Raw genomic sequence first — 25216 nt, forward strand, 5'->3', positions numbered from 1 at the left:
ATATAAGCCTTTAACTATAATTATTAGGAATTGACTTGTTTTAGGTGTTTTACTTAATAGGGAATGGAGTGTAAATCTTCAACTACCCCAGTAACCGTGAAATGGACAAAATCTAGTTAAGCCACTGCATAATTATTTATGTGGGAAGGTTAGATTGCGGATGAAGTTAAGTCGGGAGACCTGCCTAATAACGATGGTACTATTATTCTCTGAGGGTGGAATTATAGGGTACGTAGGTCATTTTACTTATTGTACAAAAAAGTAGAATGTATATGCATACCTTATGGGTATGCATTTTTTTATCCTATGTTTTCAATTCAAAACCCCATAATGTAAATGGAGGGATTAAAAAATGAAACTAACAAAAAAACTAACAGGTCTTATTTTATCTACTATGATGTTACTAACATTATTAGTAGGTTGCTCAGATAAGGCTGTAACAATGCAAGACAGAGAAGGAAATGACTTTACTAAGCCTAGCAAGGTGGAAAGAATAATATCAACAGCACCATCTAATACAGAAGTTTTAGTTGCGTTGGGAATGGCTGATAAATTAGTCGCTGTAGATAAGTATTCAGAGGATGTTAAAGGAATAAGTGAAGATATACCAAAGATAAATTTTAGAAATCCAGATGCTGAAACTATTATAGGATTAGAACCAGATATAATAATTGCATCAGGACATAATAAAGCTGGAGATGAGGATCCATTCCAAGCTGTTAAAGATGCAGGAATACCTGTAGTATATATTCCAAGTAGCGTAAGTTTTGATGGAATATATGGAGATATTGAATTTATAGGTAACTTAGTTGATAAAAAGAAGGAAGCTTCTAAATTAGTTGAAGATATGAAAAAGGAAGTTGCTGATATAAAAGCAATTGGAGATACAATAACTGATAAGAAAAAAGTTTACTTTGAAATAGGTTCAGGTTCAAAGCTTAGTTCATTTGGTTCAGATACATTCTTAAATGAAGCTATTTCAATAATTGGAGCTAAGAATATATTTGAATCTGAAAAGAGTTGGATTTCGCCAAGTGAAGAATCAGTTATAGCTGCTAATCCAGATGTAATCTTAACAAACCAAGCATTTTTAGATGATCCAATAGGTTCAATTGCTAAAAGAAAAGGATGGGAAGGTGTTACTGCTATTAAGAATAATCAAATATTTCTTTTAGATAAGAATACTACATCACGTCCAAGTCAAAATGTTATAGCTGCATTAAAAGAAATGGCAAAGGCTGTATATCCAGACAAGTATGAATAAAAAGAGAAAGATGTTATTGTGGTTATCACTACCACTAGCATTTTTAGTGATATGTATTGGAACTTCCATTGGAAGTTCCAATATTAATATATTCAACATTATTTCAGTTATTGGGAACAAGTTATTTTCTATTCCTTTAATTGAAGGTGTTGGAAGTAATGACGTAGCGATTATCTGGGTTGTAAGATTTCCAAGAGTTTTACTTGCTTTTATGATAGGAGCAGCACTATCAGTAAGTGGAGCAGTTATGCAGTCAATACTTAAGAACCCTTTAGCTTCACCATATACATTAGGGGTGTCCTCAGGAGCATCTTTAGGTGTAGGAATATATATAATTTTAGGGGTATCAATTCCATTTATAGGGAATTTAGCATTACCTTTTATAGGATTTTTATCAGGGCTTTTAACAGTGATTATGGTTATTTTGTTTGCTAATAGAGTAGATAGAGGTATGTCTAATAATACTATTATTTTATCAGGTATGGTTTTTTCACTTTTTGCAAGTGCTATGCTTACTACCATTTCAGCATTAAATACTCATAAAATTGAGGCCATAACCATGTGGCAAATGGGTTCCTTTAACATGAGAGGATGGTCTTACTTGCTAGTAGGGCTTCCATTCTTTATTGTAGGAGTATCTATTGTATTAAGATATTCTAGGGAAATGGATATTTTAACATTTGGAGAAGATGGAGCAAAAGCAATAGGAGTTGAAACTGAAAAAGTAAAAAAACATTTGTTATTTTCAACAGCAGTGCTTACAGGAAGTGCTGTAGCTTTAAGCGGAACTATAGGATTTATAGATTTAATTGTACCGCATTTAGTGAGAAAGATATTTGGATCAAACCATAAAGTAGTTATACCTATGTGTATTTTATTAGGAGGATCTTTTATGGTTCTTACAGATTTAGTAGCTAGAACTATAATAAGTCCATCTGAATTACCAGTTGGTGCAATAACTGCAATTATAGGAGCACCATTCTTTGGCTACTTATATTTTAGTAAAAGAAGTAGGTGATATTATGCTAAAGGTTAGAAATTTATACTGTGGATATGATGGTAAAGACGTTATAAAAGATTTTAATATAGATATAACTAGGGGACAAAATGTTTCTATAGTTGGTCCAAATGGATGTGGAAAAAGTACCTTGCTTAAGGCAATGGTTAGCTTAATAGATTATAAAGGAAATATATTTTTAGATGGGAAAGAAGTTAAAAGTATAAAGAGAAAAGAGCTTGCAAAAAAGGTGGCTCTTATGAGTCAAAACTCTCAAATATATTTTCCATATACTGTTTATGAAACTGTTGCTTTGGGGAGATATGCTCATATAGATGGAGTATTCGCAAGACTTTCTAAGAAGGATGAGGAAATAATATTAAACTGTCTTAGTAATGTAGGGATTTTAGATTTAAAAGATAAACTTATAAATGAACTATCTGGAGGACAACTTCAAAGAGTTTATCTTGCAAGGGTTTTTGCACAGGAACCTGATGTTATTTTACTTGATGAACCTACAAATCATTTGGATTTAAAGTGTCAGATAGAAATATTAGAACATATAAACAAATGGACAAAGGAAAATCAAAAAACTGTTATTGGAGTATTACATGATTTAAACCTTGTTCAAATGTTTAGTGATGATGTGATTATGTTAAGTGAAGGATATATAGTTTCTAAAGGCAAGACAAAGGATGTATTATCAGAAGATAAACTTAAAGAAGTTTATGGAGTGGATATAAAGAAGTTTATGATAAATGCCTTAGAAAAGTGGAGGTAGATTATAATGAAAAAGTTTGTTATGTCATATAGTTGTGGTAAAGATAGTACACTTTCTCTTTATAGAATGATAAAGGGAGGATATACACCATTAGCTTTATTAGTAACTGTTGATAAAAAAGTATGTAGAAGTTGGTTTCATGGAATCCAAGAACATTTATTAAATGAAGTATCAAAGTCCTTAGAAATAGAATTAGATATGATAAAGTGTCAGGGAGAAGAGTACAAGACTGCCTTTGAAAAAACTTTAAGGAAGTGGAAGGAACAAGGCGCAGATGCTTGTGTATTTGGAGATATAGATTTAGAAGCGCATAGAACTTGGTGTACTGAAAGATGTGAAGCAGTAGGGTTGGAAGCTATATTTCCATTATGGCTTGAAGATAGAGAAGCTTTGACTTATGAGTTTATAGATAGTGGCTTTAAAACTGTTATTAAGAATGTAAGGCTAAAGGATATGGGACCAGAGTTTTTAGGCGAAGTTTTAACAAAAGAAGTTGTTGAAAGAATAAAGGCAACTGGTTCAGATCCTTGTGGAGAAAATGGAGAATATCATACTTTCGTATTTGATGGTCCATTGTTTAAGAATAAAATTCAATTTGAAACAGGGAAGAATATTCTTACAGAAACTCATGGATTTTTAGATATTAGATAGGGTGATAGTATGGAAGCTAAAAGATTAATGTTTTTAGGAACAGCATCTTCTGTGGGTAAGAGTACATTAGCAACAGCTTTTTGTAGATATTATAAAAGAAAAGGATATAATGTTGCTCCTTTTAAGGCTTTAAATATTTCTTTAAATTCTTTTGTTACTAAAGAAGGAGATGAAATAGGAAGGGCACAGGTTGTTCAGGCAGAAGCTTGTGAAATAGAGCCTAAGGAATATATGAATCCAATTTTAATGAAGCCTAGTGCAAACAATAAAACACAAGTTATTGTTAGAGGTAAAGTTTACTGTACAATGGATGGCTATAAGTATAAGGACTTAAATAAGTATTTAAAAGGTGTTGCAAAGGAAGCCTTTGACCATATATCTAAGGACTATGATTTTATAGTTTTAGAGGGGTCTGGAAGCTGCGCAGAAATAAATTTAAGAGAAACTGATATAGCAAATATAGAAATGGCTAAGGTTTCTAATTCACCTGTAATATTAGTTGCAGATATTGATAGAGGTGGGGTATTTGCTTCAATAGTTGGAACCATAATGCTTTTACCTCCAGAAGAGAGGGCTTTAATTAAAGGCGTAATAATTAATAAGTTTAGGGGAAAGAAAGAATTTTTCAAACCTGCAATGAAACAAGTTGAAGAACTTATAAATATTCCTGTATTAGGAGTAATGCCTTATTTTGAATTGAATATTGAGGATGAGGATGGGGTTACAGAAAAGATATCTAATAAAAAGGGAAAAGGTATTGATGTGGTGGTTATAAGATTACCTCATATGTCAAACTTTACTGATTTTAATGTCTTAAGAGCAATGAATGGTATTAACATAAGATATATAAATTCTCCAAAAGAGATTGAAAATGCTAAAATGATTATAATTCCAGGAAGTAAAAATACAATTGAAGATTTAAATTTTATAAAGGAAACTGGATTCCGTGAAATTATCCTAGAAAAAGCTAAAAGTGATACTATAATATTTGGAATCTGTGGTGGATATCAGATATTAGGAAAAGAGATTAAAGATCCTCTAGGGGTAGAGGGAAGTCCTAGAGAGGTAAAAGGGTTAGGATTATTAGATTTAGCTACTACTTTTAATGGAAAGAAGAAGACTAGACAGGTTAAAGCAAAGAATAATGAAGGATTGGTTGTTAGAGGTTATGAAATCCATAATGGAGTAAGTGAATGTTTAGATGATAAATCTATATGGATACAGGGAGAAGCTGGGGAAGTTTTAGGCATGAAGAGTAGAAATGTATATGGAACATATCTTCATGGAATATTTGAAGAAGAGGACTTTGCCTATACCTTTATAAATAAATACGTTAGCCAACTTGAATGCCATGAAAAAGTTAGTTATAAAGAATACAAGATGAATGAGTATGATAAGTTGTGTGATATTTTAGAAGAGAATATAGATATGGACCTTGTTAATTCTATAATTAATGGTAAATAGTTTATGTGGAACTGCTTAGGCAGTTTCTTTTTTCTTTATTAAGTCATTTATAATATTTCTGCATATTATATTTTGAGGAATTTCTATAAAAAAGGATGAAAGAGATGAGTACAAAGAAAAAGTTTGAAGAAGTATCTATAGAATGCATTTTAAAGATTAGTTATGACATTTGGGATAGAAGTATGGAAGAATATAAGAAAACTATGAATGAGTGCAATAATATAACCTATAAAGATGCTATGAAGTATAGATACTATCACTCTAAGCTAACTGGAGATATTGCTTTAAAGTTATATAGGAAGTATATTATTAATAAAGACAATAGGGATGAAAGAATATTATACTTATCAGCTCTTACTCATGATATAAAGAAAATAGATAAAAAGCATAGTCAAGCAGGTGCTGATTGGATAAGAAATAATATAGGTGACTTTTTTGAAATATCAGATGATGACATAGAAAAAGTAGCTTTATTAGTAAGGTATCATAAATCATCAGTAAAAAAGATAGAACACATACAAGATAAAAACATATTAGACTTAATCTTGATTCTTCAAATTGCAGATTCTCTTAGTAAATTTAGAGAAAAATCTGTTTATAAAGAGATAGACCATGATAAATTAAAGAAGAAACTAATAGAAGTTATTGAAAGTTTCAATAAATAGGAAGAGAGGTAGGTATTATGGAAAAAGGATTGCTAATTAAGGTATTGGGTAAAGCTGATGCAGTTAGGCTTGAGGATCAAATTTATAACCTTAGGGGTATTACCAGCAAAGTTAGATATGGCTTAATGGGAAATATGAGTATATTTGATGATAACTTTATAGCTGATGTAGTAAAGGCGTTAGAAGGAATAAATGAGGAGATTAAAGAGATAAAAATAAATGTTGAAGATCCTAATAAGATTGGATATACAAATAGCAGAGAATACTTAAAAAAGTATTTAGAGAGTATATACCATAATATTATAGAGCTTATAAAGAATCTAAATCCTTTCAACGAAAAATTAGTAATTATGCATAATAATCTACTTTGTGATTTTGTACTGAAATATTAATAAAGAGAGTATTAACGGTTTAAATTCGTTAATACTCTTCTTTGATGTTTGGAGTTACGGATACTAGATATCATATATGATTTCTGATATTCTAAAATAAATGAGTAATTATGGGGGGATTGAGAGTGGAGAATGAGAATTTAAAGAATAGAGAAGAAATGAGAGAGATTTATTTAAAGGGAAGAAGAGAAGAATTAAAAAATAAGTCATTTACTTTAATCTCAAATAATTGCAACGGATGTTTTATACTTCATGATTTAGGACTTAAATTTAATACCCCAACTGTAAATCTTTATTTTTCTATGGAAGATTTTATTAAGTTCTTAGAAAGGCTAGATTATTATCTTACATTAGAGCTAGAAGAGGCAGAATGGAGCAAGTATCCAATAGGAAAATTAGGGGATATAAAGATAAATTTTATGCATTATGAAAATTTCCAGTTAGCAAAAGAAAAGTGGGATGAAAGAAAAAAGAGAATTGATAAAAATAATTTATACATATTAGCAACAGAAAAAGATGGGTGTACATATGAACTTATAAAAAGATTTAATAACTTACCTTATAAGAATAAGGTAATGTTAACACATAAACCATATGATGAAGTTAAATCTACATATTATATAAAAGGTTTTGAAAGTAGACATTCTCTTGGATTCATTTTTGAATATAAGGGAGAAAATACATATTTAAAGTATTATGATGATTTTGATTATGTGGAGTGGTTTAATAATGGAGTATATTGATTTATCCTATGAAATAGAAAATAATATGTTGGTATATCCAGGAGATGAAGAGGTATCTATTAAATTTACTAAAAAATATGATAATGATGGGTATACATATTCTGTTTTAAAATCAGGTATGCATGTTGGAACTCATTTAGATTGTCCAATGCATCTAACAGATAGTAGTAAATATATAAGTGAATATACCTTAGAGAATTTTATGGGAGAAGGGGTTATTATAGATGTTAGAGGAAAAGAATTAATAACATTAGAAAAAGAGTATGAAGATTTATTAAATGAAAAGGAAATTGTAATCCTATTTACTGGATATGAGAAATATTATGGAACTAATGCTTATTATGAGAATCATCCTATTATAAGTGAAGAATTAGTGGATTTATTTATAGAAAAGAAAATAAGGATGGTGGGATTTGATATGCCATCTCCAGATAGAAATCCATTTACTATACATAAAAAGTTACTTAATAATAGAATATTTATTCTTGAAAACTTATGCAATTTAGAAATGTTAGTTGGTGGAGAGGAATTTAAAGTAATTGCATTTCCATTGAAGATAAAGGGGGAAGGAAGTTTAGTTAGGGCAGTTGCTATAAAATAACATTAATAAGTAAAAATATATACTATTATTTACATTGACATTTATTACTTTTGGTGTTATTCTTAACGAAAAGAAAAACCTTTAATTTGGTCCAGTGAGATCAATAAGGAAGTATTATAATTGCCAAGATTAATTAGGATTATTATGCCTTCCTTATCATAAGGAGGGCTTTTTATTATACAAATAAACCTTTAATTTTAACTCAGAGAAGTTAAGAAGGAGTGATAGACATGATAAACAAACACTTAATTGACCCTATGGATTTATCCCTAGAGGAATTAGACGAAATTTTTGAATTAGCACATCAAATTATCCAAGACCCTAAGAAGTTCTCAAAGGTTTGCGATGGGAAAATCTTAGCAACTCTATTTTATGAGCCTAGTACAAGAACAAGATTTAGCTTTGAAGCAGCTATGATGAGACTAGGTGGTAAAATCTTAGGTTTTTCAGAACCCAATTCTACTTCAGCATCTAAAGGAGAAACTCTTGCAGATACAATAAAGATGGTATCAATATATACAGACATAATTGCGATGAGACATCCAAAGGAAGGAGCAGCAAGGGTTGCAAGTAAATTTTCAAGTGTTCCAGTTATAAATGCAGGTGATGGAGGACATCAACATCCAACTCAAACTCTTACAGATCTTTTAACAATTGAATTCTTAAAGCATGGCTTAAAAGGGCATACAGTAGGTATATGTGGAGATTTAAAGTATGGAAGAACAGTTCATTCATTGATAAAGGCTATGTCTAGATATGAAGGAACAAAGTTCATCTTAATCTCACCAAAGGAACTTAAGATTCCTGATTACATAAGAGATGAATTTATAGAGAAGAAGAATATAGAGTTTAAAGAAGTAGAGAGATTAGATGATGTAATAGATGAGCTTGATATACTTTATATGACAAGAATTCAAAGAGAGAGATTTTTCAATGAAGAAGAGTATTTAAGGCTTAAGGATAGTTATATTCTAGATGTTGAAAAAATGAAGTCTGCAAAAAAAGATATGATAGTAATGCATCCATTACCAAGAGTTAATGAAATAGCTATGGAAGTAGACGAAGATGAAAGAGCTGCATACTTTAAACAAGCTGAGTATGGAATGTATGTAAGAATGGCACTTATGTGCAAGCTTTTGGGGGTGGCGTAGATGTTGGAAATAACAAGTATTAAAAATGGATTGGTTATAGATCATATTGAAGCTGGAATGGGAGTTAAAATATTTAACTACCTACATTTAGATAAGACAGATTACAGAGTAGCTTTAATCATAAACGCAGAAAGTAAAAACTTAGGGAAAAAAGATATAATAAAAATAGAAAAGGATAATTGTGAAGATATAGATTATACAGTACTTGGACTTTTATCACCAAGTATTACAATAAATGAAGTTAAGGATGAAAGAATTGTAAGAAAGGTAAGGCCTGAACTTCCAGAGAAGGTTGAAAATATTTTAATCTGTAATAATCCAAGATGCATAACTGTGGATGAAAAATATGTGCCACATTCTTTCATATTAATGGATAGAGAAAAAGGTACATATAGATGTGAATATTGTGATCACATAACTAAGTTATCAGAAGTTTAATGTATAGGAAGAGAGGTGTTATAGATGAATATTTTAATAAAGAATGCTAAGATTGTTGATTGTGTACAAAACTTTATTGGAGATGTTTTAGTTGAAGGTGGCAGAATAAAGGAAGTAGCAAAATCAATCAATAAAGAAGGTGTAGAAGTAGTTGATGCAAAAGGACTAACTCTAATGCCTACCTTTATTGACACTCACGCACATTTTAGGGAGCCAGGTTTAACTTGGAAAGAAGATATAGAAACAGGTTCAAAAGCAGCAGTTAAGGGTGGGTTTACAGGAGTTTGCTTGATGGCAAATACAAAACCTATATGCTCTTCAAAGGAGGTTCTTGAAGAGGTAAGAAGAAGGGGAAAAGAAGTTGGACTTGCTGATTTACATCAATGTTTATCTATAACAAAGAATTTTGATGGGAAAACTCTAGAGCACTTAGATGAATTAAGGGATGATAAGGAAATAAAAGCAATCTCTGATGATGGAGTAGGAGTTGGAAACGGGAAGGTAATGCATGATGCTTTATTAAAAGCTAAGGAATACGGTTGGGTCGTTATGTCTCATGCAGAAACATCTGAATTCTCTAGGATGGATATGAGAGTTGCTGAAAATATGATGACTTGGAGAGATGTAGAGCTATGTAAGCTAACAGGTGGAAGACTTCATATGTGTCATGTTTCTACTAAGGAATCTATGGAATATATAATAAATGCCAAGCTTTTAGGCACTAATGTAACTTGTGAAGTTACACCTCATCATATAGCTTTAACTAGAGAGGTTAATGATTATAGAGTAAATCCTCCTATAAGAGAAAAAGAGGATGTAGCTTATTTAATAAATGCAATAAAGACTGGTATGGTTGACTGTATAGGAACAGATCATGCGCCTCACACAGAAGAAGAGAAGAAGAAGGGTTCACCAGGAATGGTAGGATTAGAAACAGCATTTTCTATATGCTACACTACTTTAGTAAAAGAAAATGGACTATCACTAAATAAACTTAGTGAAATAATGTCTAAGAATCCATCAGAAATATTAGGAATGAATAAAGGGACACTAGGAATTGGAAGAGATGGAGATTTAGTACTTGTGGATTTAGATAAGAAAGTTAAAATAGATAGTGAGTCATTTGCATCAAAGGGGCATAATACTCCATTTAATGGAATGGAATATTACGGAGAAGTTCAGATGACAATTAAGGGCGGTAAAATAGTTTATAAAAAATAGGAGGATACTATTATGAATATTATGGACAAAATTTATAAAAGAGTTGAAGAAAGAGGAGTTGTCTGTTTAGGATTAGATACAGCATTAGATTATATTCCAGAGTTCTTAAAAGAAGGAATGAATAATGAGGATGCTATAGTTGAATTTAATAAGAGAATTATAGATGAAACTTTAGATGTTGTTGCATGCTATAAAGTTCAAATAGCTTATTATGAAGCTTTAGGATTATCAGGAATGAGAGCGTATAGAAGAACTTTAGAGTATTTAAGAGAAAAGGATGCTATAATAATTGCTGACATTAAGAGAGGAGATATAGCTGCAACTGCAAAGATGTATGCTAAAGGACACTTTGAAGGAGATTTCGAAGCTGATTTTGTTACATTAAGTCCATACATGGGATTAGATAGTATTGAACCATACATGCCATATATTGAAACAGGAAAGAAAGGGATATTCTGTTTAGTAAGAACTTCAAACCCAGGAGCTGCAGATATTGAATTTTTAGATACTGCATCAGGAGACAAGGTTTATCATGTAGTTGGAGATAAGCTAATGAAAATGGGAAAAGAACTTACTGCTGAATGTGGATATCACCCATTAGGTGGAGTAATAGGTTGTACTCATGTAGAAGAAGGAAAAGAGTTAAGAAAGAGATTTAATTCAATGTTCTTCTTAATACCAGGATATGGTGCTCAAGGTGGGAAAGCAGAAGATGTTGCTATGTATTTAAACAATGGAAATGGTGGAGTTGTAAATTCATCAAGGGGAATACTTTTAGCTTATAAGAAGGATAACAAACCAGAAACTGATTTTGCATTAAGTGCTAGAGAAGAAGCTATAAGAATGAGAGATGAGATAAGAGCAGCAGTTAATAATTTATAAAATATAAATTAGGGGGAAAAGAAATGAGCATTACTTATAAGAAATCTAAGGTTCTTTCAAATGAAAAGATAGTTGATGGAATTTATAAGATGGTTTGTGAAGATAAGGGTGAGATAAAGCCAGGACAATTTTACATGTTAAAATTAGATGGACAAACACTTTTACCAAGACCCATTAGTATTTGTGAGAAAAATGGAGATGAAATTACATTTCTTTATGCAGTAGTAGGTAAGGGTACAGAAGAGTTTTCTAAATTAAGATCTGGTGAAGAGATAAGTCTTACAGGACCTTTAGGAAATGGCTTTAACTTAGATGAAGACTTAGGAAAAGTAGCAATAGTAGCAGGTGGAATAGGAACTGCCCCTATGGTTGAAGTTTCAAAGAAGTTAAGAGAAAAGAATCCTAAGGGTATTATAGATATATATGCAGGGTTTAGAGACGAAGTTTATTTAATAGAGAATCTTTCAAAGTATGGTAATAAGGTAGAGGTTTCCACTAATACAGGGAAACATGGACATAAGGGGTTTGTAACTGAGATTTTAAAGGTTGAAGATTATGATACAGTGTTATGCTGCGGACCAGAAGTTATGATGAAGGCAGTGGTTAATATGTGTAAAGAAAAAGGGGTTAAAGTATATGTTTCTATGGAAAAGCATATGGCTTGTGGCGTAGGAGCATGTTTAGTTTGTACATGTAAGACAAAAGATGGACACAAGAGAACTTGTAAAGATGGTCCAGTATTTGATGGATATTATGTAGAACTATAAGGGGGATGAAGTATGTTAAAGGTTAATATAAATGGAGTAGAATTTAAAAATCCTGTTATAGCGGCTTCAGGAACCTTTGGGTTTGGTGCAGAATATAACAACTTTTACAATGTAGGGATTTTGGGAGGAGTATCATCTAAAGGTCTTACAATAAATCCTAAGGAGGGTAATACTGGAATAAGAGTTTATGAAACTCCATCAGGAATGATGAATTCAGTAGGGTTACAAAATCCTGGAATAGAAGGTTTTATAAATAAGGAACTTCCAGAGATGGAGAAGCTAGGGACTAATATTATTGCTAATGTTGGTGGAGGATGCTTTGAAGACTATGCAGAGGCTATAGAGAAGTTAAATGGCACATCAGTTCAAATGATAGAGCTTAACATTTCATGTCCAAATGTTAAATGTGGAGGAATGGCTTATGGAATTAAAGCTGATGTAGCTCATGATTTTGTAAAAGAAATAAAGAAGCTATGTAAAAAGCCTCTTATGGTTAAATTATCACCAAATGCAGAAAATATAGTGGAAATGGCATTAAAGTGTGAAGAGGCAGGGGCAGATTCTTTAAGTTTAATAAATACATTAAAGGGGCTTGCTGTTGATATATATAAAAGAAAGCCAGTTTTTGATAATGTTTATGCAGGGGTTTCAGGCCCAGCTGTTAAGCCAGTAGCATTAAGAATGGTACATGAGGTATCAAAGGCTGTAAGTATACCAGTAATAGGATTAGGTGGAATTACTACAGGTAAGGATGCTGTTGAGTTTATGATGGCTGGTGCTAGTGCAGTACAAATAGGTACAGTTAACTTTATGAATCCAATGGCAGGTAAAGAAATAATTGAAGAGATAGAAGGATTCTGTAGAGAACAAGGAATAAAAGATATTAATGAGATTGTGGGAATATTGTAGGGTAATAAAAGTAGTATAGTTTAAATTACTACAAGATTTTTACCTAGATAATTTACTTAAAATATTAATTTAAAATTTGGAGGATCAATATGCAAGCTTATAAAAAAGAGTTTATTGAATTTATGATAGAATGTGGAGTTTTAACTTTTGGTGATTTTGTAACTAAGAGTGGAAGAAAGACACCTTTCTTTGTTAATACAGGAAACTATAAGACAGGAAGCCAACTTAAGAGACTTGGTGAATATTATGCAAAGGCTATAAAAGAAAACTTTGGAGATGATTATAACATAGTATTTGGACCTGCGTATAAGGGAATTCCACTAAGTGTAACAGTTACTATGGCATTAAGTGATTTATATGGAATAGATGTAAGTTATTGTTCAAACAGAAAAGAAGTTAAGGATCATGGAGATACTGGAATTCTTTTAGGAAGTAAGTTAAATGACGGAGATAAAGTTTTAATAGTTGAAGATGTTACTACATCAGGTAAATCAATTTATGAGACAATGCCAATATTAAAAGAACAAGCTGATGTAAATGTAGTTGGACTTATGATTTCTGTAAATAGAATGGAAAAAGGACAAGGAGAAAAATCTGCATTAGTTGAATTACAAGAAAAGTATGGATTTAAGGCTTGTGCTATAGTTACTATGGAAGAAGTTATTGAATATCTATATAATAGAGAAGTAAATGGAAAAGTAATTATTAATGATGAGATAAAAGCTAGAATAGATTCTTATTACGAGCAATATGGAGCTAAATAAGAATTAAAACAAAAAGGATTATATTGACATTTTATGCTGAATAAGTATATCATATATATGAAGTCATATGACTGACGGAAGTGGAGTATACCACATGAAGTATGACTAAGATAATATGCCGACCGTCTGGGCAATAAGCTCAGATTGTCGGCTTTTTTTATTCTAAATCATTAATTAAGGCAAAATGAGCTTATATATGTTTTAGGAGGTTTAATATGTTTAAAGAATGGGATGGATTTAAAACAGGTACATGGCAACAAGGAATAGACGTAAGAAATTTTATTCAAAAGAACTATAAGTTCTATGAAGGTAATGAGAGTTTTTTAGAGGGAATAACTGAAAAGACTAAGAAAGTATGGAACGAATGTGAAGAACTTATAATTAAAGAAATGAAAGAGGGAATAATTGATGTCGCAACAGATAGAGTATCAGGAATAGACAATTATGAACCTGGATACATAGACAAGAATAATGAAGTTATAATAGGGCTTCAGACAGATGCTCCTTTAAAGAGAATTGTAAATCCTTTTGGTGGAATAAGAATGGTGCATCAAAGTCTTAAGGAATATGGATATGAACTTGATCCAGAAATAGATAAACATTTTTCATTATATAGAAAAACACATAATGAAGGAGTATTTGATTGCTATACAGATGAAATAAGAGCTGCGAGACATGCAGGACTTTTAACAGGATTACCAGATGCTTATGGACGAGGAAGAATAATAGGTGATTATAGAAGAATTGCACTTTATGGTATTGATTATTTAATGGGAGAAAAGAAAAAAGATTTAAAAGAGCTTCAGGGAGATATGCTTGATGAACTTGTAAGAAAGAGAGAAGAAGTTTCAGAACAAATAAGAGCTTTAAATAAAATTAAAAGTATGGCATCAAAATACGGATGTGATATATCTAAGCCTGCATCTAATGCTAAAGAAGCAGTACAAGCTGTATATTTTGGATATTTAGCAGGAGTTAAAGAAAATAATGGAGCTGCTACATCCCTTGGTAGAACATCAACATTTTTAGATATATTTATAGAAAGAGATTTAGAGAGAGGGTTATTAACAGAAAAAGAAGCTCAAGAGTTAATTGATCAATTTATTATAAAACTAAGGTTGGTTAGACACTTAAGAACTCCTGAGTATAATGAATTATTTGCTGGAGACCCTACATGGGTTACAGAATCGATTGGAGGTATTGGTGTTAATGGTAAACCATTAGTTACTAAAAATTCCTTTAGATATCTTAATACCTTAATTAATTTAGGACCAGCGCCAGAACCAAATTTAACTGTTTTATGGTCTCAGAATCTACCAGAGAATTTTAAAAAATACTGTGCTAAAATCTCAATTGCCACAGATGCTATTCAATATGAAAATGACGATATAATGAGACCAGTATATGGAGATGACTATGCAATAGCTTGCTGTGTTTCAGCAATGAAGGTTGGTAAACAAATGCAGTTCTTTGGAGCTAGGTGTAATGTGGCAAAATCATTATTATATGCTATAAATGGTGGGATAGATGAGATAAAAGGAACAAAAGTAGTTCCAAGTATAGAAAAAATAGAAGATGAAATATTAGATTTTGATAAGGTTAAGAAAAACTACTATAAAGTATTAGAGTATGTAGCAAAGCTTTATGTAGATACAATGAATATAATTCATAATATGCATGATAAATATGCCTATGAATCAGGACAAATGGCTCTTCATGATACAGATGTTGAAAGGCTAATGGCATTTGGTATTGCAGGACTATCTGTTGCAATAGACTCCCTTTCTGCAATAAAGTATGCAGAGGTTAGACCAATAAGAAATGAAGAGGGAATAGCAATTGATTTCGAAACTGTTGGAGATTTTCCTATGTATGGGAATGATGATGATAGGGCAGATGATTTAGGAGTTGAACTAGTAAATAAGTTTATATCAGAGCTTAAGAAACATCCGTTATATAGAGGGGCAATCCATACATTATCAGCCTTAACTATAACATCAAATGTAATGTATGGTAAGAAGACAGGTACAACTCCTGATGGAAGAAAGAAGGGGGAACCTTTAGCACCAGGAGCAAATCCAATGCATGGTAGAGATAAAAATGGTGCTTTGGCATCATTAAACTCAGTGGCTAAAATACCATATAGAGGGGTGTGCCAAGATGGTGTGTCAAATACATTTTCTATTGTACCTGATGCATTAGGAAAAGATGAAGAGACAAGGGAGAATAATTTAGTGTCTATATTAGATGGGTATTTTATTCAAGGGGCTCATCATTTAAATGTTAATGTATTAAATAGAGCAATGCTTGAGGATGCTATGGAAAATCCAGATAAATATCCAACACTTACTATAAGGGTGTCAGGCTATGCTGTAAACTTTAATAGGTTAACTAGAGAACAACAGCTTGAAGTAATAAGTAGAACTTTCCATGAAAGTTTATAATTAATATTTTGCTCCCATACCTATTTGTAGTGTAATATATAGGTATGGGATTTTTATAATACGGAGGATAAAATGATAAAAGGAAGAATTCATTCAATAGAATCAATGGGACTAGTAGATGGTCCAGGAATAAGAGTAGTTGTATTTTTTCAAGGGTGTTCCCTAAGATGTAAGTTTTGCCATAACCCAGATACTTGGAATTGTAATGGTGGAGATGAGTATACCACTGAAGAATTAGTAAAGAAGATAGAAAGATTTAAACCTTACTTTAAGCAAAGTGGAGGAGGAGTAACCATTTCAGGTGGTGACCCATTAAGACAACCAGAATTCCTTATAGAAGTACTTAAGCTTTGTAAAGAAAAGGGAATACATACTTGTGTTGATACAGCAGGTTATGGTTTAGGGGAATATGATGAAATACTTAAGTATACTGATTTAGTATTATATGATGTGAAACATTTTACTAGAGAAGGCTATAAGAAGGTTACTGGTTTGGAAATAGATGAATCACTTAATTTCTTAGAAGCGATGCAAAGAAATAACACAAAGATGTGGATAAGACATGTTGTTGTTCCTGGATTAACAGATGGAGAGGAACATATAAAGGCATTAGGTGAATATATTAAAAATATCAAGAATGTAGAAAAGGTAGAGTTATTACCTTATCACTTACTTGGAGTAAATAAATATGAGAATTTAGGCATGGAGTATAGACTAGAAGGTACTCCTGCAATGGACAAAGAGATATGTAATAAGTATAAAGAATTACTTAATGAAGTAATTGGATAAAGAAAAAAACTTTGCGAAAGCAAAGTTTTTTTATAATTTAAGATATTATTTCTCTGAATCGTCATCTATATCAATATTATCTAATCCTAAACTCTTAATATCTTCTTCAGATATTTCTTTTGGATCAAGTTCTTTAGGTACTTCAATTTTAGAGTTTGCTTTATGTTCAGCTTCTCTTCTTGCTTTTTGAAGTTTGCTTGGGTTAAAGAACATTGATATGCTTAAAAAAGTTCCTATTAAAATAGCTAATGGTAATAGCTTCATACCAAAGAAAAAATAAAATCCTATAGATAATACAGCATCTGTTAGTAAAGCTTTTATCATATTTTTAGTACTAAAATCCATAAATAAGTCCTCCCCACTAAATATATCTTTATTATACATAATTATAAAAAAATTTACAATTATATAAAGGAAATAAGTTAAATGTTTACATAGTTTTTAGAAATATTTTTGAGATTATATAAATATATATAAACATGGATGGAGGAGATAAAATGAAAAAGTTTCTTTTAAAAACCTTTCTTGCATTTTCTCTTATTTTTATATTTTTATTCTCAATGACTATGGTATTAGAAAATAAGAATAAGAAGGCTCTTCAAAGTAAAGTTAAAGTAGAGTGTGAGATAAGGGATGGTGAGATAATTATTCCACAAACACCAGATAAAGTAGCTGCAAATTATGAGTTTACTAAATTATACTTTTACAGTGGCATCGTATTAAGTCTTATTCTTCCTATATTATTCTATATTTATGGTGGTATTGGATTAATAAAGAGATGGAATTTTAGGTTTAAAATAGTTGAAGGTGGAATTCTTTTTATTGTTTATTACCTATTTAATATGATTTTAATGTTTCCTAAATCACTTTTTAGTTCTTTCTATAGAGGGAGACTTGTTGGATTAAGTAATTTAGGCTTTTTAGATTTTCTTAAAGATTATATAGTAAGTGATTCTATAGATTTACTTATTTCACTTCCAATAGTAGCCATAATATATGTTATTTTTCTTAAGAGAAAAAGTTGGTATTTCTTATCAGCAGTAATACTAATAAGCGTATCTCTAATAGGTAATTATATTTATCCATATTTTGATGAGGCCCAAAATGATTTAGTGCCTATGGAGGAGGGAGAATTAAAGAGCAAAATAATAGATTTATCAAAAGAAGCTGGAATAGAAAATTTAGATATAAAGGTTATTCCTAAAAGTGGTGAAACAAATAGTATGAATGCCTATATGACAGGAATTAATAATAGTAGAAGAATAGTATTTTGGGATACTACTTTAAATGGATTAAGTGAAAAAGAGGTATTATCAGTAGCAGCTCATGAGATGGGGCACTATAAATTAAACCATATTCAGAAATCAACAATAATATCATCTTTATTGACACTAATGACATTAATGTTAGTTCATAATTTAATGAGAAGATTTTCAACTAAAGATTATAGAAAAATAGAAAAAGTACCATATATATTATTTATCTTAAATGTAATTGGCCTTTTATTTTCACCAATTGAAACAGCTTACTCTAGAAAGATGGAAGTAGAGGCTGATACCTTTGCAATGGAAATAACTAATGATGGATATACAAATGGAGCTTTAGAGATTAAGTTTATAGAAAGCAATTTAACTCCAGTTGATGTTGATCCAGTAATTAAATGGCTAGCTTATGATCATCCTACTTGTAGAGAAAGAATAGAACTAAGTAATGAGTTTATAAAGAAAAAATGTGAATAAAGTTCACATTTTTTTAGATTTATTTTATTCATGTGTATATATGAGTATTTCCGAGATTAATAAGAATATTTTATTTTTTTCTAGAATAAAAGTATAAAAAGTAAAAAAATGTATTAAAGTCTGTGGTAAGATTAAATTGTAATTACAAAAAAATGGAATAAGAATAGAATGTTAGATGTTTATGCAGAAACTACTATGAATGAACAAGGTTAGAATTGAGGTGGCCATGCTATAAGCCAATACAATATTAGATACAAGGATTATAAAATGACCAGGAATGGAATAGAGCTTGTTTTAGAAATGGAGAGCAGTTGAGAAGTTATTATATAGATTACTCGAAAACAGTACAAAAATAGTTAATATAAAGTAGATATTCTCTACTTTAAGAATGTGAATGGTATGGTTTATGAGGATTATAAGTTTAATAAGGTATGAGCTAATAGAATTACGTAGAAAACCAATAGTTATAATAGTTGGAATACTTTTTTTATTTGGTCTTCAACAAGTCTTGTGGGCAGGAAAAATAGACAATTCATTTAATCTTGGATTAGTTACTTTTTTAAAGAATTATTGGTTGCCAATAAATTTGATCTATATTCCTTTACTAATAATTTTTTCAGATATAGGAGCAAGTGATACAGAAGTTTTTAAGATAATTAATATAAAGCCAGTAAATAGGTTTGCAAGTAAGGTTTGTGCTAGCCTAATTATAACCGGTTTAATATTATTTGTAACTTTAATTACTCTTATTCTTGTAGGATGGATTTGTAATGTTCCGTTTAAATACTTTCTATATCAATCAAGCTTAGCATTAATAAATTGTTCTTTGTCTTTGTTTACCATTATGGGTTTAGGGCTACTTATAGGGAAATTTATAAAGATTGATATTATTAAATATATATTGATTTTATTATTATTCATGGGGATTAATAATTTTTATAAAAATACAAATGTATTAGCGCCATTATATCATATTGATATGGTTCAAAGCACTTTTGAATTGATTTCTACAGGATCTGTCTTTAAAAGTCATATAATTATTTATACTTTAATAATTATCTTGTCTTTAATATTATTATACATTGGAGAAGGAGATGGTAAAAAAGGTTTAATAAGTGTTAAATCTATAATATGTACCGTTGTTGTAATTGGAATAATATCTTTAATTATATTGAATACAAAAAAGTTTGAACCTGTAGAATATAGTGTGGCAACTGATAATATTGGTATTTTATATGATGAAAACAAAGAAAACAATGATGGATTTAATATACTTGAATATGATATGAAAATTAATATTAATAAAGAATTTAAAAATGATTGTAATATAAAAATAGAAGTGGTGAATGACAATTTGTCTACTATAAAACTAAAGTTATTTAATAAATTGGAAGTTACAGAACTTTCTTTGAATAACAAAGATATATCATTTGAAAGAGATGGAGATAACATAATAATTAATAGAGATACATATGATAGAACTCTTAATATAAACATTAAATATAAGGGGATAATTAATACTTTTGGTGAGAGAGAAGGTAAAAAGTATTTCTCCAATAGTAGTAGTATATTTTTAGCAGATTATTTTGAATGGTATCCAAAGGGAGAATATAGGGGATATGATAAAAAATATAGCTTGAATATAATTAAAAGTGGTAATAAAAAGATATACAGTAATCTAAATTCAACAAGTGCTGGGAAGTATGAGGGAAGGGATAAAGAGATTTTTTTAGTGATGGGAAATATTGAAGAAAAGAAGTATGATAATCATACTTATGTAGGAAATATAGAGTTAATAGATTCTAGAGAAAAAGTAGAAGTAGTTAATAGTATATTTAATGAAGATGAAATAAGTATGTTAAATGAAAAAACAAATATAATTTTCACACCAAGAAGTGATAAGCAATATTTAGTTAGAAATATATATAAAGATTACGTTTTAATAGGAGAATTAGATTTTCAAAATAAAATTTATAGAAATTAGGAGAAGGCTATGAATAACTTGAAGGTAAGTGATGTGAGTTATGAATATAAAAACTTAAGAGCATTAGATAATATTTCTTTTGAAGTTAATGATGGATTAATAGGGGTGTTAGGAGCTAATGGAGCAGGTAAGAGTACACTTATGAAGCTTATAACAACATTATATAAACTTCAAGGGGGAAGTATAGAGCTAAATGGCTTATCATATGATAAGAACTTAAAGGATATACGAAATAGTTTGGGGTACTTACCACAGAATTTTGAGGTATATGATAATCTTACAGGTGAAGAGTTTCTCCAAATAGTTGCGTCATTAAAAAAGGGAATTAAAGGATTGGAAAGATGTAAGCATATAGATGAAATAGTAAATACTCTGAATATGAAAAAGTTTATTGGAAGAAAAATTAAAGAGTATTCAGGTGGCATGAAACAAAAGCTTGGTTTTGCTCAAGCATTAATAGGATATCCAAAAGTAATAATAATGGATGAGCCTACAGTAGGATTAGACCCAGAGCAGAGAAATATTATTAGGGAGCTTTTTCCTAGAATAAGTAGAGATAGAATAGTATTTGTAACTACTCATATAGTTGAGGATATAGAGAATTATTGTAATTATTTAATTGTGTTAAAAGATGGAGAATTAATATATAAAGGTTCAAAAGAAAGTTTTATAGAAGAAGTAATGGGATTATTGTGGGAAGTAACCTTCTCTGGAGAGGAATATGTTAAGAATTTGGATAAGCTGAAAATTATATCTACTATTATAGATGGTGATTGTTTTAGGATAAGGTATATAAGTAAGAAAGCCGAAGTAGAAAATTCACAAAATATTATACCAACGTTACAGGACTCATATATAATCCATAGTATGAAATATGAAAATGGGTGGAATATATGATAAAAGAATACTTTAAGCATATAGAAAACATATTAAAAGTACCTATATTGAAGATAGGTATGGGTATAGCATTATTTATAAATATATATTTTATAGTAATAAAATTTAAGAATTTAGGTAGTAAAGAATATTTTTCAACTATAGGAGTATTTGAAGGTGTAATAAATTTTTGGATGTTGCTATTTTGTACAACATGTATATTGTTTATTATAGGTATGGATTATACCAATAGTATATAGTAGATATTTCTATTATTGCTGGTGGTAGTAAAAGTAATATTTATGTTATAAGAAAGCTAATAACCTTCCTTTCTATCTATATACCAATATATTTTTGTACGGCTATTAATGTTTTGATTGGAATGAGGATAGATGGACATGCAAATATAAAAACTATACTTATATATTCTTTAATCACCCAAATCTTTGTAATATCTTTTACACTTTTATGTATAGGGGTAACAAGAAGTATTTCTATTAGTATGACACTTGTTACATTTGGATATTTTATTCAAGAATTTTTATGGAGGGGAAAGATAACTAAAGAATATGGAGTGCTAGCTCATAGATTCTTTTTAGATGTTGGAGATGATTCTTTTAGAGTTAAGGTGAAATTATTTTACTTTATACTATCAATTGTATTTTTATGGGGGTTTTATAAAAGTATAGGAAGAAAAAGGCATATATAATTATTTGATATTATATAAAAGAGAAATTGCAAAGCAATTTCTCTTTCTAAATTAATTTAATAATTTTTTTGAAAAATATCCTCTTGGGATATAGCCCTTCTTTAAACCTTCTATAATTAACAAGTAAGTTGCTGCAGTATCAAATCTAGCATCATGATAGTCACCACTACCTTGGAATAGCTCATCAGCCTTACTTGATATTTGATCTTTTGTAATTCCTAAAAAATTAATTACTTCTTCAAGTTTTGGATTTTTATAATCTCCACTTGGTCTAAGAATTTTACATATATCTCTATAGTATTGCATTGTGCAGAACATATTCTTTGGCTCATAGTCAATTCCCATAGCTTCAAGTTCTAATTTTAAGAATCTAACGTCAAAATTAACATTATGACCTATAACAAAATCGGCTTCACTAAAATCATTAATAAACTCTTCAATTAAATCTTCAATATATTGACCATTAGATAAATCATAAAGTTTTTCTAAAGAAAACCCATGAACAGCTTCAGCAGCTGGATCCATTTCGTCAACTGTAAAGAAAAAGTTTTTTCCTATTGTTTGTTGTGGTTTTGTTGAAGCATCTATTGTAATATAGCTTAATTGACAAATATGTCCTGGTTTAATACTTGTTGTTTCAGTATCAAAGATTAATAACTTCATATTAGTTCCTCCTGTTGAAGCGATTATAATAAAAATATTATATCATAATTAAAACTTTAGGAACTATAGATTATTACTAATTTCTTCTAAAAGGCTTAAACAGTTATTTAAAGTAATATCTTCCTTATCTAAGCTTGGATTAAATTCTACAAAGTCAATAGATCTAATAAGATTAGTATTTAATAAGTCTTTTATAATCTTTTTTCCACCTTCCATAGTTAGTCCATCTACTACAGGTGTGCCTGTACCAGGAATAAAAGTAGGATCTATTGAATCTATATCAAAACTTAAGTGAACATTATTTATGTTTGACGAATCTAAAGTAGAAATTAATTCTTCCAAGCATTTTTCTAATCCTTTTTCTTTTATATCGTTCATAGTCCAAACATTTAAATGCTTATTTTCAATTAATTCAATTTCACCTTTATCTAGATCCCTTGCACCAATTATATAAACATTTTTAGGATTAACTTTACAACCTTTATAATAAATATTTATTAAAGAATCATATCCAACGCCCATAGAAGCAGCTAAAGGCATACCATGAACATTACCAGAAGGTGATGTTTCTGGTGTATTTATATCTCCATGAGCATCTACCCAAATTACAGCTAGGTCTTGTCCGAAATATTTACCACAACCAGCTAAGCTTCCCATACCAAGAGCATGATCTCCACCAATTACTAAAGGTAATGCACCATTATCAAAAGAGTTATTAACTTTATCAGCTAATTCATTATTTATATTAATTATTTCATCTAAATACTTCATTTTGTTATTACATTTATATTTATTTTCAGAGGATACTTTATTTACTTTTACGTTTCCTAAGTCACATACCTCATGTTTTTTAGTAAATACATCAATTAAACCATTTTTTCTTAGAATATCAGGTCCCTTTTCTACACCGGGTTTATCACAACCATAGAACAAAGGAACTCCTATAATATTTATCTTCATTTCATTCCTCCAAGTATGCTAACAAATTTTTAAAATAGCTACAGGTACTATATTAATCTTTTAAAAGTTTAATGTAAATAATATTTTAAAAATTTCATATTATTATTATAGTTTGGGATAATTAGAAATTTAAATTCAAATTTATTATATGTAAAATACGAAAAAAAAGTAAAAATAAGTACAAATAAAAAGAAAATATTTCCTAAAATTAATTGATAATAATTATTATATGAGATATAATATTTGTAACGGGAATAAAATATTATCTATATAGTAAAACTAAGTAATAGAACTAATATAGGAGGGTTGAAAATGATTGGAGAAGGAAAAAGAAAGATATCTATAATAGGAGCAGGTTTTGTAGGTGCAACAACAGCTTACGCCTTAATGAACAGTGGAATAGCAACGGAAATTTGTATATACGACATAAATATGGAGAAGGCAATAGGTGAAGTAATGGACTTAGTTCATGGAACTTCATTTGTAAAACCTGTTAATATATATGCAGGTGGAATTAGTGAAACAAAGGATTCAGATATAATTATAATAACAGCTGGAGCTGGTCAAAAAGATGGAGAAACAAGGTTAGATCTTATTGATAAGAACTATAAGATTTTTGAAAGCTTTGTGCCAGAATTGGCTAAACTAAGTCCAGAATCAATACTATTAGTTGTATCTAATCCTGTAGATATTTTAACTTATATCACATATAAACTATCAGGATTCCCTAAAGAAAGAGTCATTGGATCAGGTACTGTACTTGACACTTCTAGATTGAAGTATGTTTTAGGTAAATATTTTGAAGTTAATAATAATAATGTGCATGGTTATGTTATAGGTGAGCATGGTGATAGTGAAGTTGTTACTTGGAGCAATGCAAGAATAGGGGTTGAAGACTTAGATAACTATTCTAAGGGAGTTAATTTAGAGTGGGATAAAGAAATTAAAAAAGTTATAGAAGATGATGTTAAAAATGCAGCGTATGAAATTATAAGTAGGAAAAAAGCAACTTATTTTGCTATAGGTCTTGCTGTAAATAGAATAGTGGAAGCAATATTTAGAGATGAAAATTCAATTTTAACTGTATCTAGTTTGTTTGAAGGACAATATGGTATTAGTGATATATATCTTGCAGTACCATCAATAGTTAACAGAAATGGTATAAAACAAGTTATAGAAATATCTTTAAATAGTGAAGAAGAAGATAAATTAAAGAAATCAGCAGACATATTAAAGAAGCATTTAAATGAATGTATTAAATAAAAGTAAGAAAGAAACACTTTTTAATAGTGTTTCTTTCTTACTTTTGGAGAGATTTAGTACTTTTATTTAGATAATATACTTCAATAACTTTAAGTAATT

At 29.8% G+C, this 25216-nt stretch carries 27 protein-coding genes and 2 riboswitches; of the genes, 24 read left to right on the forward strand and 3 right to left on the reverse strand.

Annotated elements, in window-relative coordinates; genetic code table 11:
* The first annotated feature begins 25 nt into the window (after positions 1 to 25).
* A riboswitch (cobalamin riboswitch) is annotated at positions 26 to 202 on the forward strand.
* Between the two features lie 150 nt (positions 203 to 352).
* The 18 genes from DR024_RS03975 (at position 353) to pflA (ending at position 16923) form a co-directional block, all read left to right on the forward strand.
* Positions 353 to 1264 (forward strand): ABC transporter substrate-binding protein, encoded by a 912-nt coding sequence (locus tag DR024_RS03975; protein WP_027098178.1) that lies wholly within the window; start codon positions 353 to 355, stop codon positions 1262 to 1264.
* The gene (locus DR024_RS03980; protein ID WP_027098177.1) at positions 1257 to 2282 is read left to right on the forward strand and encodes a FecCD family ABC transporter permease; all 1026 of its coding nucleotides are present in this window, start codon (positions 1257 to 1259) and stop codon (positions 2280 to 2282) included. The genes DR024_RS03975 and DR024_RS03980 overlap by 8 nt, the downstream gene beginning before the upstream one ends.
* Positions 2283 to 2286: 4 nt before the next feature.
* On the forward strand, positions 2287 to 3042 hold the full coding sequence (locus tag DR024_RS03985) for an ABC transporter ATP-binding protein (RefSeq protein WP_027098176.1): 756 nt from the start codon (positions 2287 to 2289) through the stop codon (positions 3040 to 3042).
* 3 nt (positions 3043 to 3045) lie between these two features.
* Positions 3046 to 3693: a Dph6-related ATP pyrophosphatase gene (locus DR024_RS03990; RefSeq protein ID WP_027098175.1), complete on the forward strand. Its 648-nt coding sequence runs from the start codon at positions 3046 to 3048 to the stop codon at positions 3691 to 3693.
* Between the two features lie 9 nt (positions 3694 to 3702).
* Complete coding sequence (locus DR024_RS03995) at positions 3703 to 5157, forward strand: cobyric acid synthase (RefSeq protein ID WP_027098174.1); 1455 nt, start codon at positions 3703 to 3705, stop codon at positions 5155 to 5157.
* A gap of 104 nt (positions 5158 to 5261) precedes the next feature.
* Positions 5262 to 5822 carry an HD domain-containing protein gene (locus DR024_RS04000; RefSeq protein WP_027098173.1) on the forward strand — a complete coding sequence of 187 codons (561 nt, stop codon included), beginning with the start codon at positions 5262 to 5264 and terminating at the stop codon, positions 5820 to 5822.
* Positions 5823 to 5839: 17 nt separating this feature from the next.
* Entirely contained in the window at positions 5840 to 6214 is a 375-nt protein-coding gene (locus DR024_RS04005) for a hypothetical protein (protein ID WP_027098172.1), read from the forward strand.
* Between the two features lie 125 nt (positions 6215 to 6339).
* On the forward strand, positions 6340 to 6957 hold the full coding sequence (locus tag DR024_RS04010) for a DUF1919 domain-containing protein (protein WP_027098171.1): 618 nt from the start codon (positions 6340 to 6342) through the stop codon (positions 6955 to 6957).
* Complete coding sequence (locus DR024_RS04015) at positions 6911 to 7558, forward strand: cyclase family protein (protein WP_242983073.1); 648 nt, start codon at positions 6911 to 6913, stop codon at positions 7556 to 7558. Before DR024_RS04010 ends, DR024_RS04015 begins: the two co-directional genes overlap by 47 nt.
* 230 nt (positions 7559 to 7788) lie before the next feature.
* Positions 7789 to 8709, forward strand: coding sequence for an aspartate carbamoyltransferase (pyrB, locus tag DR024_RS04020; RefSeq protein ID WP_027098169.1), 921 nt, complete (start codon positions 7789 to 7791; stop codon positions 8707 to 8709).
* Positions 8710 to 9147 (forward strand): aspartate carbamoyltransferase regulatory subunit, encoded by a 438-nt coding sequence (locus tag DR024_RS04025; protein WP_027098168.1) that lies wholly within the window; start codon positions 8710 to 8712, stop codon positions 9145 to 9147.
* Positions 9148 to 9171: 24 nt separating this feature from the next.
* On the forward strand, positions 9172 to 10368 hold the full coding sequence (locus DR024_RS04030) for a dihydroorotase (RefSeq protein WP_027098167.1): 1197 nt from the start codon (positions 9172 to 9174) through the stop codon (positions 10366 to 10368).
* Positions 10369 to 10380: 12 nt separating this feature from the next.
* Positions 10381 to 11250 carry an orotidine-5'-phosphate decarboxylase gene (pyrF, locus tag DR024_RS04035; RefSeq protein WP_027098166.1) on the forward strand — a complete coding sequence of 290 codons (870 nt, stop codon included), beginning with the start codon at positions 10381 to 10383 and terminating at the stop codon, positions 11248 to 11250.
* 23 nt (positions 11251 to 11273) lie between these two features.
* Positions 11274 to 12017: a dihydroorotate dehydrogenase electron transfer subunit gene (locus DR024_RS04040; protein WP_027098165.1), complete on the forward strand. Its 744-nt coding sequence runs from the start codon at positions 11274 to 11276 to the stop codon at positions 12015 to 12017.
* A 12-nt stretch (positions 12018 to 12029) separates the two neighbouring features.
* Positions 12030 to 12926 (forward strand): dihydroorotate dehydrogenase, encoded by an 897-nt coding sequence (locus tag DR024_RS04045; protein ID WP_027098164.1) that lies wholly within the window; start codon positions 12030 to 12032, stop codon positions 12924 to 12926.
* Positions 12927 to 13015: 89 nt separating this feature from the next.
* The gene (pyrE, locus tag DR024_RS04050) at positions 13016 to 13690 is read left to right on the forward strand and encodes an orotate phosphoribosyltransferase (protein ID WP_055253441.1); all 675 of its coding nucleotides are present in this window, start codon (positions 13016 to 13018) and stop codon (positions 13688 to 13690) included.
* Positions 13691 to 13747: 57 nt separating this feature from the next.
* Positions 13748 to 13829: riboswitch (ZMP/ZTP riboswitch) on the forward strand.
* Between the two features lie 76 nt (positions 13830 to 13905).
* On the forward strand, positions 13906 to 16134 hold the full coding sequence (gene pflB / locus DR024_RS04055) for a formate C-acetyltransferase (RefSeq protein ID WP_055184576.1): 2229 nt from the start codon (positions 13906 to 13908) through the stop codon (positions 16132 to 16134).
* Between the two features lie 72 nt (positions 16135 to 16206).
* On the forward strand, positions 16207 to 16923 hold the full coding sequence (gene pflA, locus DR024_RS04060; protein WP_027098161.1) for a pyruvate formate-lyase-activating protein: 717 nt from the start codon (positions 16207 to 16209) through the stop codon (positions 16921 to 16923).
* 45 nt (positions 16924 to 16968) lie between these two features.
* Here the strand turns inward: pflA and DR024_RS04065 are convergent, their stop codons facing one another.
* Positions 16969 to 17268: a hypothetical protein gene (locus DR024_RS04065; protein WP_027098160.1), complete on the reverse strand. Its 300-nt coding sequence runs from the start codon at positions 17266 to 17268 to the stop codon at positions 16969 to 16971.
* A 152-nt stretch (positions 17269 to 17420) separates the two neighbouring features.
* On the opposite strand from DR024_RS04065, the gene DR024_RS04070 reads away from it, so the two are divergent.
* The 5 genes from DR024_RS04070 to DR024_RS17555 all read left to right on the forward strand — a co-directional run bounded on the left by DR024_RS04070 (position 17421) and on the right by DR024_RS17555 (position 22231).
* Positions 17421 to 18662, forward strand: coding sequence for a M48 family metallopeptidase (locus tag DR024_RS04070; RefSeq protein WP_027098159.1), 1242 nt, complete (start codon positions 17421 to 17423; stop codon positions 18660 to 18662).
* Positions 18663 to 19068: 406 nt separating this feature from the next.
* On the forward strand, positions 19069 to 20646 hold the full coding sequence (locus DR024_RS04075) for a hypothetical protein (protein ID WP_146742881.1): 1578 nt from the start codon (positions 19069 to 19071) through the stop codon (positions 20644 to 20646).
* 9 nt (positions 20647 to 20655) lie between these two features.
* Entirely contained in the window at positions 20656 to 21543 is an 888-nt protein-coding gene (locus DR024_RS04080; protein ID WP_027098156.1) for an ABC transporter ATP-binding protein, read from the forward strand.
* Complete coding sequence (locus DR024_RS04085; RefSeq protein ID WP_055253443.1) at positions 21540 to 21782, forward strand: hypothetical protein; 243 nt, start codon at positions 21540 to 21542, stop codon at positions 21780 to 21782. Before DR024_RS04080 ends, DR024_RS04085 begins: the two co-directional genes overlap by 4 nt.
* Positions 21783 to 21895: 113 nt before the next feature.
* The gene (locus tag DR024_RS17555) at positions 21896 to 22231 is read left to right on the forward strand and encodes a hypothetical protein (protein WP_146742882.1); all 336 of its coding nucleotides are present in this window, start codon (positions 21896 to 21898) and stop codon (positions 22229 to 22231) included.
* A 51-nt stretch (positions 22232 to 22282) separates the two neighbouring features.
* On the opposite strand, the gene DR024_RS04095 is transcribed toward DR024_RS17555, so the two are convergent.
* Both DR024_RS04095 and rocF read right to left on the reverse strand, forming a co-directional pair.
* Complete coding sequence (locus DR024_RS04095) at positions 22283 to 22894, reverse strand: 3'-5' exonuclease (RefSeq protein WP_027098154.1); 612 nt, start codon at positions 22892 to 22894, stop codon at positions 22283 to 22285.
* Positions 22895 to 22957: 63 nt separating this feature from the next.
* A complete protein-coding gene (gene rocF, locus DR024_RS04100) occupies positions 22958 to 23854 on the reverse strand; it encodes an arginase (RefSeq protein WP_027098153.1) in 897 nt (298 codons plus the stop codon).
* 312 nt (positions 23855 to 24166) lie between these two features.
* Between rocF and DR024_RS04105 the strand changes: the two genes are divergently transcribed.
* Positions 24167 to 25117: an L-lactate dehydrogenase gene (locus DR024_RS04105; RefSeq protein WP_027098152.1), complete on the forward strand. Its 951-nt coding sequence runs from the start codon at positions 24167 to 24169 to the stop codon at positions 25115 to 25117.
* Positions 25118 to 25216 lie beyond the last annotated feature (99 nt).

The organism is Clostridium paraputrificum, assembly GCF_900447045.1.
GTDB lineage: Bacteria > Bacillota > Clostridia > Clostridiales > Clostridiaceae > Clostridium > Clostridium paraputrificum.

Coding starts and splice junctions, on each gene's coding strand:
- DR024_RS03975 (WP_027098178.1), top strand. CDS start 353: ATGAAACTAACAAAAAAACTAACAGGTCTTATTTTATCTACTATGATG.
- DR024_RS03980 (WP_027098177.1), top strand. CDS start 1,257: ATGAATAAAAAGAGAAAGATGTTATTGTGGTTATCACTACCACTAGCA.
- DR024_RS03985 (WP_027098176.1), top strand. CDS start 2,287: ATGCTAAAGGTTAGAAATTTATACTGTGGATATGATGGTAAAGACGTT.
- DR024_RS03995 (WP_027098174.1), top strand. CDS start 3,703: ATGGAAGCTAAAAGATTAATGTTTTTAGGAACAGCATCTTCTGTGGGT.
- DR024_RS04000 (WP_027098173.1), top strand. CDS start 5,262: ATGAGTACAAAGAAAAAGTTTGAAGAAGTATCTATAGAATGCATTTTA.
- DR024_RS04005 (WP_027098172.1), top strand. CDS start 5,840: ATGGAAAAAGGATTGCTAATTAAGGTATTGGGTAAAGCTGATGCAGTT.
- DR024_RS04015 (WP_242983073.1), top strand. CDS start 6,911: ATGATGATTTTGATTATGTGGAGTGGTTTAATAATGGAGTATATTGAT.
- pyrB (WP_027098169.1), top strand. CDS start 7,789: ATGATAAACAAACACTTAATTGACCCTATGGATTTATCCCTAGAGGAA.
- DR024_RS04025 (WP_027098168.1), top strand. CDS start 8,710: ATGTTGGAAATAACAAGTATTAAAAATGGATTGGTTATAGATCATATT.
- DR024_RS04030 (WP_027098167.1), top strand. CDS start 9,172: ATGAATATTTTAATAAAGAATGCTAAGATTGTTGATTGTGTACAAAAC.
- pyrF (WP_027098166.1), top strand. CDS start 10,381: ATGAATATTATGGACAAAATTTATAAAAGAGTTGAAGAAAGAGGAGTT.
- DR024_RS04040 (WP_027098165.1), top strand. CDS start 11,274: ATGAGCATTACTTATAAGAAATCTAAGGTTCTTTCAAATGAAAAGATA.
- DR024_RS04045 (WP_027098164.1), top strand. CDS start 12,030: ATGTTAAAGGTTAATATAAATGGAGTAGAATTTAAAAATCCTGTTATA.
- pyrE (WP_055253441.1), top strand. CDS start 13,016: ATGCAAGCTTATAAAAAAGAGTTTATTGAATTTATGATAGAATGTGGA.
- pflB (WP_055184576.1), top strand. CDS start 13,906: ATGTTTAAAGAATGGGATGGATTTAAAACAGGTACATGGCAACAAGGA.
- pflA (WP_027098161.1), top strand. CDS start 16,207: ATGATAAAAGGAAGAATTCATTCAATAGAATCAATGGGACTAGTAGAT.
- DR024_RS04065 (WP_027098160.1), bottom strand. CDS start 17,268: ATGGATTTTAGTACTAAAAATATGATAAAAGCTTTACTAACAGATGCT.
- DR024_RS04070 (WP_027098159.1), top strand. CDS start 17,421: ATGAAAAAGTTTCTTTTAAAAACCTTTCTTGCATTTTCTCTTATTTTT.
- DR024_RS04075 (WP_146742881.1), top strand. CDS start 19,069: ATGAGGATTATAAGTTTAATAAGGTATGAGCTAATAGAATTACGTAGA.
- DR024_RS04080 (WP_027098156.1), top strand. CDS start 20,656: ATGAATAACTTGAAGGTAAGTGATGTGAGTTATGAATATAAAAACTTA.
- DR024_RS04085 (WP_055253443.1), top strand. CDS start 21,540: ATGATAAAAGAATACTTTAAGCATATAGAAAACATATTAAAAGTACCT.
- DR024_RS04095 (WP_027098154.1), bottom strand. CDS start 22,894: ATGAAGTTATTAATCTTTGATACTGAAACAACAAGTATTAAACCAGGA.
- rocF (WP_027098153.1), bottom strand. CDS start 23,854: ATGAAGATAAATATTATAGGAGTTCCTTTGTTCTATGGTTGTGATAAA.
- DR024_RS04105 (WP_027098152.1), top strand. CDS start 24,167: ATGATTGGAGAAGGAAAAAGAAAGATATCTATAATAGGAGCAGGTTTT.